Genomic DNA, 13,961 nt, shown 5'->3' with positions numbered 1-13,961 from the left:
CCCTCGTCAGTTGCCCCCGTCGAGCAGGCGGCGGGCAATCACCTGCGCCTGAATTTCGCCTGCTCCTTCGAAGATGTTCAGGATGCGCGCATCCGCCAGCAAACGGCTGACCGCATATTCGGTGGCAAAGCCGTTGCCGCCATGGATTTGCAGCGCATTGTCCGCCGCCGCCCAGGCGACCCGCGCGCCGATCAGCTTGGCCATGCCCGCTTCCAGATCGCAGCGCTTGTCCTCATCCTTGCGCCGCGCGGCAAAGTAGGTGAGCTGGCGCGCACCCATGATTTCCGCCGCCATCATGGCCAGCTTGTTGGCGACGCGGGGAAATTCGAATATCGGCCGCCCGAACTGCTTGCGGTCCAGCGCATAGGACAGGCCAATGTCCAGCGCCGCCTGCGCCACGCCGATCGCGCGCGCCGCCGTCTGGATCCGTGCGCTTTCGAACGTCGCCATCAATTGCTTGAAACCCTGCCCCTCGACCCCGCCCAGCAGATTGGCGGCAGGCACGGCGAAATCGTCGAAGCCGATCTCATATTCCTTCATCCCGCGATAGCCGATCACTTCGATCTCACCCCCGCTCATGCCGGGCGTGGGGAAGGGGTCGGCCACGCTACCGCGCTGCTTGGGCGCGATCAGCATCGAAAGGCCGCTGTAATTCTTGGTCGCCGGATCGGTGCGCACCAGCAGCGTCATCACATCGGCACGGGCGGCATGGGTGATCCATGTCTTGTTGCCGCTGACCCGATAGTGGCCCTCCGCCAGCGTCGCGCGCGTGCGCAGCGCGCCAAGGTCCGATCCGGTGTCAGGTTCGGTAAACACGGCGGTCGGCAGGATAGAGGCATTGGCGATCTGCGGCAGCCAATGGGCCTTCTGCTCCGCCGTCCCGCCGGTCAGGATCAGTTCGGCGGCAATTTCCGACCGGGTGGCCAGCGACCCGACGCCGATCCAGCCGCGCGACAATTCTTCCGACACCACGCACATCGCGGTCTTGCCCATGCCCAGCCCGCCATAGGTTTCGGGGATGGTCATGCCGAACACGCCCATCGCACCCAGCTCCTCGACCAGCGGCAGCGGGATCAACTCGTCCTTAAGATGCCACTCATGGGCAAAGGGCGCGACCTTCTCGTTCGACAGGGCGAAGAATTGTTCGCGCACCATATCGAACATGTCGTCCAACCCGCAATTTTCCAGCGTGGCATTGCCGCGCCGCTCGACCAGATGGCGCGCGATCGCGCTCTTGACCGTCTGCCCGCCACCCCGGCGCACCAGCGTGCGGAACGCGGGTGCGTCCAGCGCCGACAGATCATCGGTCAGGTCGGTGGCGCGGATCACTTCGCCCTGATTCATCGGGATGCCGCCCAGCATCTGCGCGCCATATTCGGCGAACAGCAATTGCGACAGCAGCGCCTCAATCTCTCCAAAACTGCCCTCCGCATCGAGCGCGGCGGCCCAGTTGGCCACTTCCCGCATCATTTCCGCATAGGAAGCGAACCAGCCAAAGCCATGGACGATATGCTGTTCGACATCCGCCAGCACGCGGTCGACTTTGCCATCGGCGTCGATGATCCGCGCCCTGACCGGCGATCGCGCCGCCGCGACGAACGCCTGCGCCGCATCCGCCGTCCCCGCCAACAGCGCAGGCAGATCGGCCAGCACCAGCGTATCGCGGTCGATTTCCATCGTCGCGCTCATCCCTCGCTTGCCTGCTTCTTGTTCGCCGCGGCCATCGCCTTGGCATCCAGCCCACCGACCAGATTGCCCGTCATCAACTGGTTATGGGCATGGGCCAGATGGTGCATGTGGAACACGCCATCCATCGCCTGCCGCTTGCCGCGCAGATCCTCGACGAAATTGACGGCCTGCTTGGTCAGCGTCAGGCCAAAGCTGTTGCGTTCGGCAATTTCCGCCGCAATCTTGGCCACTTCCTCCCGCAAAGTTTCGCGCGGGAAAATCTCGTTGACCATGCCGAACTGATAGGCGCGTTGAGCGGGCATCCGTCGCCCCAGATACAGTAATTCCTTGGCGACGCGCGGCGGCAATTCAAAGGCATGGGCGAAATATTCCACGCCCGGCTGCGCCATGCGGACGGTGGGATCCTGAAAAAAGGCATCGTCCGACGCGATGATGAGGTCGCACACCCATGCCAGCATCAGCCCGCCCGCGATGCACGCGCCCTGCACCATGGCGATGGTCGGTTTAGGGATGTCCTGCCAGCGGCGGCACAGGCCCAGATAGGCATCTTGTTCCAGCACATATTGTCGTTCCGCCCCGCCTCGCGTCAGATGGTTTGGCCACAGATGGACGCGCTCGCGCTCCATATGGCTGTCCTTTTCCGGCGTGCCTATGTCATGACCTGCAGTGAAATGCTTGCCCTCGCCGCCCAGCACGATGACTTTCACATCATCATCCTCCACCGCGCGCCGGAACGCATCGTCCAACTGCGCCAGCAGCCGATAATTTTGCGCATTGCTATATTGCGGGCGGTTCAGCATCACCCATGCCACATTGCTTTCGACCCGGTAGGTCACATATTCGGGCTGCGCTTCCTCGGTCATCTTGTCTCTCCTTCAGCGCGGCGGCATACGCAGGCCGCCGTCGAGCCGCACATATTCGCCGTTGCAATAATCATTCTCGATCAGCGCCAGCGCCATCGCAGCAAATTCCTCCGGCTTGCCGAATCGCTTGGGGAAGGGGACCGTTGCGGACAGCGCGTCACGCACCTTCTCGCTCGCCCGCGCCATCAGCGGCGTGTCGAATATGCCGGGCAGGATGGCGTTGACGCGGATACCCTCACCCATCAGATCGCGCGCCATCGGCAGCGTCAGGCTGACGATACCGCCCTTGGACGCCGCATAGGCCGCCTGGCCGATCTGCCCGTCCAGCGCAGCGGCGCTCGACGTGTTGATGATGACGCCGCGCGCATTGTCCGCCAGCGGTTCCAGCGTCAGCATCCCCGCCGCCGCCTTGGCGCAGCAGCGGAAAGTGCCGATCAGGTTGATCTGGATGATCCGTTCGAACTGGTCGGTCGGAAACGCCTTGATCGCGCCGGTTTCCCGGTCACGGGTCGCGGTCTTGATGACATTGCCGGTGCCGGCGCAATTGACGATGATGCGTTCCTGCCCATGGGCGGCGCGCGCGGTCACGAAACCGGCATCGACCGATGCCTCGTCAGTGACATCTACCTTGCAGAATTTGCCGCCGATATCCGCCGCGACTGCGTTGCCTGTCTCCTCGTTAAAGTCGAACAGCGCGACTTTCACGCCCTTTGCCGCCAGCGCGCGCGCGGTCGCTTCGCCCAGCCCCGAAGCCCCGCCAGTGACGATGGCGGCTATAGTGTCGTTCAGGATCATGTGTCAGTCCTTTGCTTGGGCGCGCGTTGGGCAATCGCGCCATCGGCGGCCAGCGCGTCGAGCGCGGGATCGTCGATGCCGAGCCATTCGCCCAATATATCGCGGCTATGTTCGCCCACGCGCGGCGGGCAGTATCGGTAATCGGCGGGTGTGGCGGACAGTTTGCCCGGATAGGCAACCGTGGGGATCTCCACGCCATCCTCCGCGCGCGCAAAGCGATGCACGGTCTGTCGCGCCTCTACGAACGGGTCGTTGAACACATCCTCGATCGTGTTGACCGGCCCGGCGGGGATGCCCTTGGCCACGAACCGGGGCATCAGATCGTCGCGCCGGAAGGGGCGGACGATGTCCTGCACGATCGCTTCGATGGCGTCGCGGTTGGTCAGCCGGGCCGCGCTGGTGGCAAAACGTGGATCGGTGCCAAGGTCGGGATGCCCCATTTCCGTGCAGAAGGCTCGAAACTGGCGGTCATTGCCGATGGCGATGATCATGATGCCGTCGGCAACCTCGAACGTCTTGTACGGAACCACGGTCGGATGGCGATTGCCCAGCCGCCCCGGCACGATGCCCCCGACCAGATAATTCATCCCCTGATTGGCCAGCATCGCAATCTGGGTGTCGAGCAGCGACACGTCGATCTGTTGCCCTTCACCCGTGCGTTCGGCGTGGCGCAGCGCCATCATGATGCTGACGGTAGCGAACATGCCAGTGGACAGGTCCGCCATGGCGACCCCTGCGCGGAGTGGCCCGCCATTCTCATCGCCGGTGATGCTCATGAAACCGCCCATGCCCTGCGCCACGAAATCATAGCCGCCTCGGTCGGCATAGGGACCGGTCTGGCCAAAGCCGGTGATGGAGCAATAGACGAGGCGCGGATTCAGCGTGTGCAGGCTGTCATAATCAAGGCCATATTTCTTCAGGCCGCCGACCTTGAAATTCTCGACCAATATATCGGCCTGCGCGGCGAGTTTGCGGATCAGCGCCGCACCTTCCGGCTTCGCCAGGTTGATTGCGGCGGATCGCTTGTTGCGATTGCAGGCGAGATAATAAGCGCTGGTGCCGATTTCCGGCGCGCCATCTGCGCCGGTCAGATAGGGTGGCCCCCATGCGCGCGTGTCGTCGCCCGCGCCGGGCAGCTCGATCTTGATCACGTCCGCGCCGAAATCGGCCAATATCTGCGTCGACCATGGGCCAGCCAGCACGCGCGACAAATCCAGCACCTTTATGCCGTCCAGCGCCCGGCCGCTCATGGCTGCGCCGTCCTTGCCATCATATCCTCAAAGACTCGCATCCGCTCCCGTCCCCGCGCTGTGTCGCATCTTGTGATCGAACAGATAGCGGGTACAGGCAAGCAGCACAAGAATTATTGCACTGGTGGATACTTTTGATCGCTATTTCGCTTCCGTCTTCAGATAAGCGATCAGGTTGGCACGGTCGGCGGCATTGGGCAGTCCGGCAAAGGCCATGCGGTTGCCCGGCACCACGCCTGTCGGTTTGGTCAGGAAAGCGTCGAGTGTTTTGACGTCCCAGCGAATCTTCGCCTTCTGCATCGCCGGGGAATAGGCAAAGCCTGCGGTCGTTCCCGATGTGCGGCCGAACAGGCCCGACAGGTTCGGTCCCATTTTCTTGGGGCCGGGCTTTACGTCATGGCATAGCGCGCAGCGCGCGAACACGGCCTTGCCCTTTGTCGCGTCCCCGACTTGCGCGTGTGTGGAGATGCTCCCGACGGCAGCGACGGCCAGCGCGATACTGGTCAGTTTATAAGCGATCGTCATCCTTGTCCTCGTCCTTGTATATTGCGTCTGATTCTATACGCATGTGCAATGTTCTGGCTATAGCGGCCCGATTGTGAATGGCGTTTGAAGACTGTTTGGGAGGATTGACTTGGAACCCGTCCGTTTCGGACCCCGCGCCATGGCGTTCCTGTTGCTCGCCAATATCCTGTTCGCGCTGAATGTCATCGCGATGAAGGTGGTGGTGGATGCCAGCGCGCCCTTCCTGTCGGGTGCGCTCCGTATGGGCGTCGTATTCCTGCTGTGCGCGCCTGCGCTGCGGACTTTGCCGGGGCGCACCGGGTGGCTGATGCTCTACGGCTTCCTCAATGGCGGGCTGTTCCTGCTGCTGCTCAATCTGGCCCTGTCGATGGCAACCAATGTCGGGGTGCTGGCGATCGCGGGTCAGTTGAGCGTGCCTTTCTCGCTGCTGCTCGGCGCGCTGCTGCTGGGCGAACGGCTCAACCGGCGTAAGGTGGCGGGCGTGCTGCTGGCCTTTGCCGGGGTCGCGACACTGGGGTTCGATCCGCATATCGGGTCGGAACTGCCCGCGCTGCTGGTCATGACGGCCGCCGCGCTCGTGTGGGGTGGCGCCACATTGGTCCAGCGCAAACTGGCCGGGGTCAGCGTGATGAACGGGCAGGCATGGAACGGCCTGATGGGCGCAGTCATGCTGATCCCCTTTGCCTTGTTGCTGGAGCGCCCTGCCATTGCTGGTTTGGCCCATGTAAGGGGGGATGCAGTCGGCTGGTTCGCGTTCACTTGCATCGGCGCGACACTATTGGGGCAGGGCGCATTGGCATGGCTGCTGCAACGCTATCCGATCTCTACCGTCATGCCCTTCATGCTCGCTTCGCCGCTACTGTCGACTATGTCTGCGTCGCTGTATTTTTCCACGCCGATCACGGGCGGGATGATCGGCGGCGGCCTGCTCGCACTGCTGGGCGTCGCGATCATCGCGCTGTCGCCCGATCAGGCGCGTTCGAACACTGCCGCCAATCCCTGACCGCCGCCGATACACATGGTTTCCAGCCCATAGCGCCCGTCGCGCCGCTGCAATTCACGCAGCAGCGTAGCGAGGATGCGCCCGCCGGTCGCGCCGATCGGATGGCCCAGCGAGATGCCCGAACCATTGACGTTCAGCTTGTCCCGGTCGTCCCAGCCCCATCCTTTCAGGCAGGCCAGAACCTGCGGCGCAAAGGCTTCGTTCAATTCGACAAGGTCGATATCCTTCCACCCCAGCCCGGTGCGCGCGAACAGCCGTTCGACCGCAGGCACCGGCCCGATGCCCATGCGCGACGGGTCGCATCCCGCCGCCGTCCAGCTATGCAGAAAGCCCATCGGTTCAAGCCCCAATTCTTCGAGCTTATCTTCCGCCACGACCAGACAGGCCGCCGCAGCGTCATTCTGCTGGCTGGCGTTGCCCGCCGTCACCACGCCATTTTTTTCGATGGGTTTCAGCAACCCCAGCGATTGGGCCGTTGCATCGGCGCGGATGCCTTCGTCCCTCGCGAAGATCAGCGGATCGCCCTTGCGCTGCGGCACTGCCACCGGGACCAGTTCGTCGTCGAATTTGCCCGCTGCCCATGCCGCCGTCGCGCGCTGATGGCTCATCGCGGCATAGTCGTCGCACGCTTCGCGGCTGATACCATAATCGCTGGCCAGGTTATTGGCCGTCTCGATCATCCCGCTGATCACGCCATAGCGGCTGATCGGCTGCGACATCACCCGCCCGCGCGTCAGCCGGTCGTGGAACTGGGTCGAGCCGGATCGCGCGCCCCAGCGATGGTCCATCGAATAATATTCGACATTCGACATGCTTTCCACGCCGCCCGCGATCACGATGTCCGCTGCGCCGGTCTGGATCCGCATCGCTGCGTCGATCACCGCTTGCAGCCCGGACCCGCAGCGGCGATCCAGTTGCACGCCGGGAATGGATTCGGGAAACCCGGCCGCCAGCGCCGACCAGCGGCCGATGCAGGGCGCTTCGCCATTACCATAGCCTTGCGCGAACACCACGTCGTCGATCCGTTCGGGGTCTATCTTCGTGCGCTCGACCAGCGCCTTCAATATGACCGCGCCCAGATCGCCTGCGCTCATGGATTTCAGCGACCCGCCATATTTGCCGACGGCGGTGCGGATCGGGGCGACGATGGCGGCTCTGCGCATGGGATAGTCCTTGTTTAGCGGGAAGGAGGATCAGGCGGCGGCTTGCGCCTGCCGGATCATCTGCTTGGCGATGATGGTCTGCTGAATCTGGCTGGTGCCTTCGTAGATGCGCAGCAGGCGAACATCGCGATAGAAGCGCTCGACCTTATATTCGGCCATATAACCCGCGCCGCCATAGATCTGCACCGCGCGGTCAGCGACGCGGCCCACCGCTTCGGAAGCATGAAATTTGAGCGCGGCGCATTCCAAACTGACCGGCAGTCCTGCGTCGAACTTGGCGGCGACTGACTGCATCAATGCCTCGGTCGTCAGCATATCGACCTTCATGTCGGCCAGCATCGCCTGCACCAGTTGGAAATCAGCAATGCGCTGGCCGAACTGCTTGCGCTCCATCGCATATTGCAGGCTCATGTCGATCAGCCGCTGGCACATGCCCAGCGCGACGGCGGCGATGTGGATGCGCCCGCGATCCAGCACCTTCATCGCGGTCTTGAAACCACGCCCCGGCACCCCGCCGATGATGGCGCTGGCAGGCACCACCACATCGTCCAGGATAACGTCGGTCGTGACCGCGCCCTTCTGCCCCATCTTCTTGTCCGGCTTGCCCAATGAGATGCCCGGTGTATCGGCGGGCAGGATGAAGGCGGAAATGCCCGCCGCGCCCTTCACGTCCGGCTCTGTCCGCGCCATCAGCGTGAACACGCTCGAGCGCGGGGCATTGGTGATGTAGCGTTTGGTGCCGGTGATGCGGTAGGTGTCGCCATCGCGGATCGCCACGGTGCGTAGCGATCCCGCGTCGGATCCGGCTTCCGGCTCGGTCAGGCCAAAGCTGGCAATGGCTTCCCCGGTCGCGAATTTGGGCAGCCACTCCCGTTTCTGCTCCTCGGTCCCATCCATGACGATGCCCTGACTGCCGATGCCGACCGTGGTGCCGATGACGGACCGGAACACCACTGAAGCGCGGGTAATCTCGCGGATGATCGCCGCTTCTTCCGCCATGGTGCAGCCGATGCCACCATATTCTTCCGGCACCGAAAGGCCGAACAGGCCCATGTCGCGCATCTGCTGGATAATGTTTTCCGGCACCGCATCGGCTTCTTCGACGGCATCCTCGGCCGGGATCAGTTTTTCCGCGACGAAGCGCTGGACGGTGGTGCGGAACATGTCGAACGTTTCGGCGTCCATGGAATTTCTCCTGTCAGATCGGAATGTCAGTAAGCGACCTGCGCCAGCATCGCGTCGGTCCCGTCGCAGCGGATAGCGCGCACGCTGCCGGGTTCATCCTGCCGCAGCGTCACGTCCTGCCCGCAAAAGAGCGGCGCGACGGCACGGAAGGCGAAACGGGTCGGGGTCAGTCCGTTACGCCGGGCATGGCCGAACAGGCGGGCAGCGGTGAAGGGACCATGGATGACGAGGTCGGGATAGCCTTCCTGGTCACGGGCATAGGGCAGGTCGTAATGGATGCGGTGGCTGTTGAATGTCACGGCGGAAAAGCGGAACAGATCGACCGGGCCGGGGTGCCAGCATTGGTCGTCGGGCGTTGCATCGAACGCTGCCGGGACGATGGCAGGCGTTGACGCACCGGCATCGCGATAGACTATCGTCTGAATCTCGCGCGTCCGTTCGACCCCTGCCTGCACAATGCTATGTTCCACCGTCAGCAGGACCAGTTCGCCGCTGCGCCCAGATTTATGGACGAGATCGCGGATGGTCGATACCCGCTTCGCTTCCCGGTCGATCAGCAACGGCGCGCCGAACGTCATGTCGGACGCTGCAAACATGCGCCGGGGCAGGCTGACCGGGGGCAGGAAGCCACCGCGTCTGGGGTGCCCGTCCGGGCCGATCTGGTCTGCGGCGGCGACGGGCAGGAAGAAGGCCAAATGGGCAAGCGAGGGCTCCGCCTGCTCTACATCCAGAGGCTCGCCGATCGCGGCGGCGAAGCGGATGAGGGCGTTGCGATCCAGCAATTCGGTACGACTCTCGCTCTTGCCGATCCATGTCCGCCAATGGGCGATGTCGTTTTGCATCATGCTCATGCCACCAGCCCTTCGTCATGCAGCCGTCCGATGGCGCCGCTGTCCAGACCCAGTACGCTGGCTAGAACCTCGTCGGTGTGGCTGCCAAGACGGGGGGCCGTTGCCACCGATCCGCGCGCTTCGCCCGCCAGCGTCGCGGCGGGACCGGACGTGGGATAGATCTGGCCGCTGGGATGGGTCAGCGTTTCGAACAAAGGATTGGCCGTGAACAGGCGGGCGTCGGTCGTCACCGCCTGATGCAGCGTCTGATATTCGCCCCAGGTCACGCCGCCCGCGTCGAAGGCGGGCTTGAGCGCATCGGTCGTGCGTGTGGCAAAAGCGGCGTCGAACAGAGGAAAGAGCCGGGCGCGGTGGATGAAGCGTGCGCCTTCATCGCGGGCGAAGTTCGCGCCGACTTCTGCTTCGATCGCGGCGACGGCATCGCCCAGATCGAGCGTCCGCAGCAGGCCGGTCCACTGGCGCGGGGTGATGGCGACGACGATCAGCCGCTTGCCGTCCGCCGTCACAAAATCCCGGCCGAAGGCACCGAAGAGGTCATTGCCCATGCGGGGCCGGTCGCCGCCTGCCAGCACTTCGGCCACGGAACCCAGATGGGACAGGGTGGATGCGGCAAGGTCTGACAAAGGCACACGAATTTCCGCGCCCTGGCCGCTCTGCCGCCGCCGCAACAGTGCGGACGTAAGCGCAAAGGCGGCATAAGCGCCGCCCAACAAATCCCAGGCGGGCAGGACGTGATTGACCGGGCGATCATCCTCGGCCGGTCCCGTCATTTGCGGTACGCCCACGGCAGCGTTGATGGTATAATCGACGGCGGGCGATCCATCGGCCCAGCCCATGACGCGCAGGGTGATGATGTCGGCCCGTTGTGCCGCCAGCGCCTCATGGCTCAGAAAGCCCCTGACCGGATAGTTGGTCAGGAACAGCCCGGCATCATCGCCCGGTGCGGTAGCGATGGCGACGGCCAGAGCGCGGCCTTCGGGACGGCCAAGGTCGATGGCGATCGACTTCTTGCCCTTGTTCAGCCCCTCCCAATAGAGGCTGTCGCCGCCCGGCGTAATCGGCCAGCGGCGATAGTCCGGCCCGCCGCCGATCGCGTCGAAACGGATGACTTCCGCCCCCATCTGCGCCAGATGCAGGCCACAGGACGGCCCGGCAATGAACGCTGCGCCTTCCACGACGCGCAGGCCTTTGAGCAAATCATACATCGGGGCGCGCTCCGGGTTTCAGGCCAGCTTGACCATGGTGCGGCCGATATTCGCGCCGGTGAACAGGCCATGGAAAGCGTCCAGCGCCTTGTCGATGCTATGATAGACGGTTTCCGCCGATGCCATCTGTCCCGCTGCGTTCCATGCCGTCATTTGCGCGACCATCTCCCCTTCCAGGTCCATATGGTCGAGCGCGATATAGCCTTCCATGCGGATGCGCTTGGTCATCAGCAGGGTCAGGTTGCGCGGAACGGTGGGGGCATCGGTCACATTATATTGGGAGATCATCCCGCAAATGGCGAAGCGGGCGAAATTATTGGCGAGCGCCAGCGCAGCCTGCAAATGATCGCCGCCGACATTGTCGAAATAGACGTCGATGCCGGTTGCACCGATTGATTTCGCTGCGTGCGCCAATGCCTTGGTCAGGCTGGGTTCAGCCTTGTAGTCGATTGCGGCATCCACTTTCAGCATATCGCGCAGGAAGGCGGTCTTGTCCGGCCCACCGGCTGATCCGATGACCTTGCACCCCATGTTACGAGCGATCTGGCAGGCGATGGAGCCGACCGCGCCTGACGCGGCGGACACGAACACGACATCGCCCGCTTTCAGCCCGGCGATGCGGACAAGCCCGGCATAGGCGGTCAGCCCCGGCATTCCTGCGAAACAGAGCCAGGCCTGCGCGGGCAGCGACGCCTTGTCCCGTTGTTGCAGGGCGCTGGCGGGGGCGTTGAAAATCTCCCGCCAGCCAAGGCGCGAAAAGACGAGATCGCCCGGCGCAAAGCCCGGATCGTTGGACGCGATCACTTCGCCGATCGCCGGTCCCTCCATCGCTGCGTCCAGCGCGAACGGGGGAACATAGCTTTTGGCGTCGGTCATCCGGCCGCGCATTGCGGGGTCGATCGCCATCCACAGATTGCGCACCTGCACCTCGCCAGCGCCCGGTTTGGCGACAGCGACATGGACAGTAGTGAAGTCTTTTTCGACCGGGGTGCCGACCGGCCGGCGGACCAGCTGTATCTCACGGGATTGGGCCATATTATGTTTCAATATCTGTTGAGCCGCGCCCAGCGTTCGCGATGCCAGGCAGTCGAGCCATAGCATTGCGCCGCGACACAGGCGCGCTTGAGGTAGAGGCCGGCATCATGTTCATGGGTCATGCCGATGCCGCCATGAAGCTGGACCATCTGTTGCGAAATGACGTGGACGGTTTCCCCAACGATCGCCTTGGCCAGCGAGGCAAGGCGGGGCAGGGCGGGATCGTCATTGTCGATGGCGACCAGCGCGGCTTCGACGGCGGAACGGGCCAGCTGCAATTCGCCGAACAGGTCGGCAGCGCGATGCTGGAGCGCCTGAAAGGAGCCGATGATCGCGCCGAACTGGACGCGGGTTTTCAGATAATCCAACGTAGTATCAAAGGCTTGATCGGCAATTCCCAACATTTCGGCGGCCATGCCGATGGCCGCGCGGTCCAGCAACTGGTCGAGCAGGTCGGCGCCACCCAACAGGGCATCGGCACCGACCGCGACGTTGGTTAAGGTGAATGTCGCAGGACGGCGTGCGTCGATCTGGTCGAGCGGTTCGCGGGTCAGGCCCGGCGCATCGGTCGGCACGAGGAAGAGGCGCAGCCCGTCACGGTCGCCGCCGCCCCCTTCCACCCGCGCGACGACGATAGCCAGATGCGCGATCATGCCGTCCTGCACCGGACGTTTGATGCCGTTCAACGTCCAGCCATCGCCCGCTGGCGTGGCGACCAATGCGGTGCGTTCGGGCGCATGATGCGGGCCTTCCTCCACCGCCAGCGTGCCGATGACCGATCCGTCGGCAAGGCCGGGCAGCCAGCGCGCCTGTTGCGCGGCATTACCGCCAAGGCGCAGCGCGGACACCGCGATCAGCGCGGAACTGAGCAGCGGTGAGGCCGCCAGCGTGCGGCCCAGTTGCTCCAGCACCAGTCCTAGCCCCATGCAGCCGAAATCCGACCCACCATGCTCCAGCGGCGCGACGATGCCGGTCCAGCCCATCTGCGCCATCTCGGCCCAGGCATCCGGGTCATAGCCCAGCGCCTCGGCCCGGCCACCGCCGCCATGGTCGTAGAGCGCACGCAGCGCCGTAACGGGCATCCGTTCGCGCGCCCAGTCCGCCGCCATGTCTTTGAGCATCTGCTGTTCTTCGTTCAGCACCGCCACGGCGCGCCCTCCCGCATCCTGTTTTTCTTGTCCCCGCCCATGCCCATTCAGCCCGGCAGGCCGAGCGTATGCTTGGCAGTGATATTATTCTGCACTTCGTAACTGCCGCCATAAATGGAGAAGGCCTTGCTATGCAGCCAGGCATGGGTCGCTTCCCGTTCGGCGTCGCTATAGGGTTCCCCCGCCCAGCCCAACCCGTTCGCCCCCATCATTTCGACCAGCAGTTCGGACCGTTCCTGAATGATGCCCGACCACAGATTTTTGAGCGTCGACACGCCATTGCTGGGACCGCCATTTTTGGCTTCCTGCGCGATGCGGCGGACCGTCGCCAGATAGGCTTCGTGGCGCATGGCGTTACGGACCATCCGCGCGCGCAGGTCCGGGCTGTCGATGCGGCCCAGCGCATCGGTGCCGACATAATCATGCGCCAGCGGGGCGAGCGGCGTGATGTCGGCCTTCACTTCCGAAAGGCTGTTGCGTTCGAACTGGAGCAGGCGCTTGGCGATGGTCCAGCCCTGATTGACTTCGCCGACCAGATTGCCCTTCGGCACCTTCACATCGTTGAAGAAGACTTCGCAGAAATGGGTAGAGCCGCTGATGAGGACGATCGGGCGCGCTTCGATTCCCTCGGATGCCATGTCGATCAGCAGGAAGCTTATGCCGCCGTGCTTGCGGCTGGTATCGGTGCGGACCAATGCAAAGCACCAGTCGGCTTCGTCCGCGCCGGACGTCCAGATTTTCTGCCCGCTGACCAGCCAATGGTCGCCCATGTCGGTGCAGCGGGTGGTAAGCGAGGCGAGGTCGGACCCCGCGCCCGGTTCCGAAAAACCCTGACACCAGCGCCGTTCATGGCTGGCGATGAAAGGCAGATGCTCCAGCTTCTGCGCTTCATTGCCATATTCAAGCAAAGTGGGGCCAAGCATCATCGTGCCGTAGCTGCGGATCGGGTTGAAGCCGCCGATGGCGGTCAGCTCCTCGCCAATGATCTTGCCCTGCGCCATTGTCAGCCCGGCGCCACCATAGCGCGATGCCCAATTGGGGACGCCCCATCCCTTGCCGGTCATTGCTGCACGCCATAGTTGATAGTCGGGGTTGGCATCGGCGGCGGCGCGGCTGCCCTGAAACAGCAGGCCGGGGACATTGGCAAGGGCAGGGGGAAAGTGCGCCGCCAGCCAGGCACGGGCTTCCAGCCGGAAGTCCTGATCCTCGATTGCTGCGCTCTCCACCATTGCCCTCATCCCTTGCCCCT

13 protein-coding genes are annotated in these 13,961 nt (G+C 63.9%); 1 reads left to right on the top strand and 12 read right to left on the bottom strand.

Annotation, left to right across the window (positions count from 1 at the left end):
- Nucleotides 1-6: 6 nt before the first annotated feature.
- From SPBM01_RS16080 to SPBM01_RS16060, 5 genes are all read right to left on the bottom strand, one after another.
- Complete coding sequence (locus tag SPBM01_RS16080) at nt 7-1,689, bottom strand: acyl-CoA dehydrogenase family protein (protein WP_188062613.1); 1,683 nt, start codon at nt 1,687-1,689, stop codon at nt 7-9.
- Nucleotides 1,686-2,552 (bottom strand): enoyl-CoA hydratase, encoded by an 867-nt coding sequence (locus SPBM01_RS16075; RefSeq protein ID WP_188062612.1) that lies wholly within the window; start codon nt 2,550-2,552, stop codon nt 1,686-1,688. The genes SPBM01_RS16080 and SPBM01_RS16075 overlap by 4 nt, the downstream gene beginning before the upstream one ends.
- A gap of 12 nt (nt 2,553-2,564) precedes the next feature.
- Entirely contained in the window at nt 2,565-3,347 is a 783-nt protein-coding gene (locus SPBM01_RS16070) for an SDR family oxidoreductase (RefSeq protein WP_188062611.1), read from the bottom strand.
- Complete coding sequence (locus SPBM01_RS16065; RefSeq protein ID WP_188062610.1) at nt 3,344-4,597, bottom strand: CaiB/BaiF CoA transferase family protein; 1,254 nt, start codon at nt 4,595-4,597, stop codon at nt 3,344-3,346. Before SPBM01_RS16065 ends, SPBM01_RS16070 begins: the two co-directional genes overlap by 4 nt.
- Nucleotides 4,598-4,738: 141 nt before the next feature.
- Complete coding sequence (locus tag SPBM01_RS16060; protein WP_188062609.1) at nt 4,739-5,122, bottom strand: c-type cytochrome; 384 nt, start codon at nt 5,120-5,122, stop codon at nt 4,739-4,741.
- A 109-nt stretch (nt 5,123-5,231) separates the two neighbouring features.
- Here SPBM01_RS16060 and SPBM01_RS16055 point away from each other — a divergent pair, with 109 nt between their 5' ends.
- Nucleotides 5,232-6,125: a DMT family transporter gene (locus tag SPBM01_RS16055; RefSeq protein WP_262504216.1), complete on the top strand. Its 894-nt coding sequence runs from the start codon at nt 5,232-5,234 to the stop codon at nt 6,123-6,125.
- Here SPBM01_RS16055 and SPBM01_RS16050 read toward each other — a convergent pair.
- From SPBM01_RS16050 to SPBM01_RS16020, 7 genes are read right to left on the bottom strand one after another with little or no spacing between them, the layout of a single operon-like run.
- On the bottom strand, nt 6,092-7,288 hold the full coding sequence (locus SPBM01_RS16050) for an acetyl-CoA C-acetyltransferase (RefSeq protein WP_188062608.1): 1,197 nt from the start codon (nt 7,286-7,288) through the stop codon (nt 6,092-6,094). The two genes, SPBM01_RS16055 and SPBM01_RS16050, sit on opposite strands and share 34 nt — an antisense overlap.
- Nucleotides 7,289-7,318: 30 nt before the next feature.
- Nucleotides 7,319-8,473 (bottom strand): acyl-CoA dehydrogenase family protein, encoded by a 1,155-nt coding sequence (locus SPBM01_RS16045; protein ID WP_188062607.1) that lies wholly within the window; start codon nt 8,471-8,473, stop codon nt 7,319-7,321.
- Nucleotides 8,474-8,499: 26 nt separating this feature from the next.
- Nucleotides 8,500-9,324 carry a MaoC family dehydratase N-terminal domain-containing protein gene (locus tag SPBM01_RS16040; protein WP_188062606.1) on the bottom strand — a complete coding sequence of 275 codons (825 nt, stop codon included), beginning with the start codon at nt 9,322-9,324 and terminating at the stop codon, nt 8,500-8,502.
- Nucleotides 9,321-10,529, bottom strand: coding sequence for a CoA transferase (locus tag SPBM01_RS16035; protein ID WP_188062605.1), 1,209 nt, complete (start codon nt 10,527-10,529; stop codon nt 9,321-9,323). The genes SPBM01_RS16040 and SPBM01_RS16035 overlap by 4 nt, the downstream gene beginning before the upstream one ends.
- Nucleotides 10,530-10,547: 18 nt before the next feature.
- Nucleotides 10,548-11,564, bottom strand: coding sequence for an NADP-dependent oxidoreductase (locus SPBM01_RS16030; protein ID WP_188062604.1), 1,017 nt, complete (start codon nt 11,562-11,564; stop codon nt 10,548-10,550).
- Between the two features lie 8 nt (nt 11,565-11,572).
- Nucleotides 11,573-12,712 carry an acyl-CoA dehydrogenase family protein gene (locus SPBM01_RS16025; protein WP_188062603.1) on the bottom strand — a complete coding sequence of 380 codons (1,140 nt, stop codon included), beginning with the start codon at nt 12,710-12,712 and terminating at the stop codon, nt 11,573-11,575.
- Between the two features lie 47 nt (nt 12,713-12,759).
- Entirely contained in the window at nt 12,760-13,950 is a 1,191-nt protein-coding gene (locus tag SPBM01_RS16020) for an acyl-CoA dehydrogenase family protein (RefSeq protein ID WP_410483005.1), read from the bottom strand.
- Nucleotides 13,951-13,961 lie beyond the last annotated feature (11 nt).

This window comes from Sphingobium sp. KCTC 72723, from assembly GCF_014280435.1.
Lineage (GTDB): Bacteria > Pseudomonadota > Alphaproteobacteria > Sphingomonadales > Sphingomonadaceae > Sphingobium.
The sequence above is the reverse complement of the archived record's forward strand: the minus strand, read 5'-3'. Positions and strand labels throughout refer to the sequence as shown.

What these genes read in the sequence shown, in the direction of transcription:
- SPBM01_RS16070 (WP_188062611.1), bottom strand. Translation starts at nt 3,347, where the DNA reads ATGATCCTGAACGACACTATAGCCGCCATCGTCACTGGCGGGGCTTCG.
- SPBM01_RS16065 (WP_188062610.1), bottom strand. Translation starts at nt 4,597, where the DNA reads ATGAGCGGCCGGGCGCTGGACGGCATAAAGGTGCTGGATTTGTCGCGC.
- SPBM01_RS16030 (WP_188062604.1), bottom strand. Translation starts at nt 11,564, where the DNA reads ATGGCCCAATCCCGTGAGATACAGCTGGTCCGCCGGCCGGTCGGCACC.
- SPBM01_RS16075 (WP_188062612.1), bottom strand. Translation starts at nt 2,552, where the DNA reads ATGACCGAGGAAGCGCAGCCCGAATATGTGACCTACCGGGTCGAAAGC.
- SPBM01_RS16060 (WP_188062609.1), bottom strand. Translation starts at nt 5,122, where the DNA reads ATGACGATCGCTTATAAACTGACCAGTATCGCGCTGGCCGTCGCTGCC.
- SPBM01_RS16080 (WP_188062613.1), bottom strand. Translation starts at nt 1,689, where the DNA reads ATGAGCGCGACGATGGAAATCGACCGCGATACGCTGGTGCTGGCCGAT.
- SPBM01_RS16050 (WP_188062608.1), bottom strand. Translation starts at nt 7,288, where the DNA reads ATGCGCAGAGCCGCCATCGTCGCCCCGATCCGCACCGCCGTCGGCAAA.
- SPBM01_RS16020 (WP_410483005.1), bottom strand. Translation starts at nt 13,950, where the DNA reads ATGAGGGCAATGGTGGAGAGCGCAGCAATCGAGGATCAGGACTTCCGG.
- SPBM01_RS16040 (WP_188062606.1), bottom strand. Translation starts at nt 9,324, where the DNA reads ATGAGCATGATGCAAAACGACATCGCCCATTGGCGGACATGGATCGGC.
- SPBM01_RS16045 (WP_188062607.1), bottom strand. Translation starts at nt 8,473, where the DNA reads ATGGACGCCGAAACGTTCGACATGTTCCGCACCACCGTCCAGCGCTTC.
- SPBM01_RS16035 (WP_188062605.1), bottom strand. Translation starts at nt 10,529, where the DNA reads ATGTATGATTTGCTCAAAGGCCTGCGCGTCGTGGAAGGCGCAGCGTTC.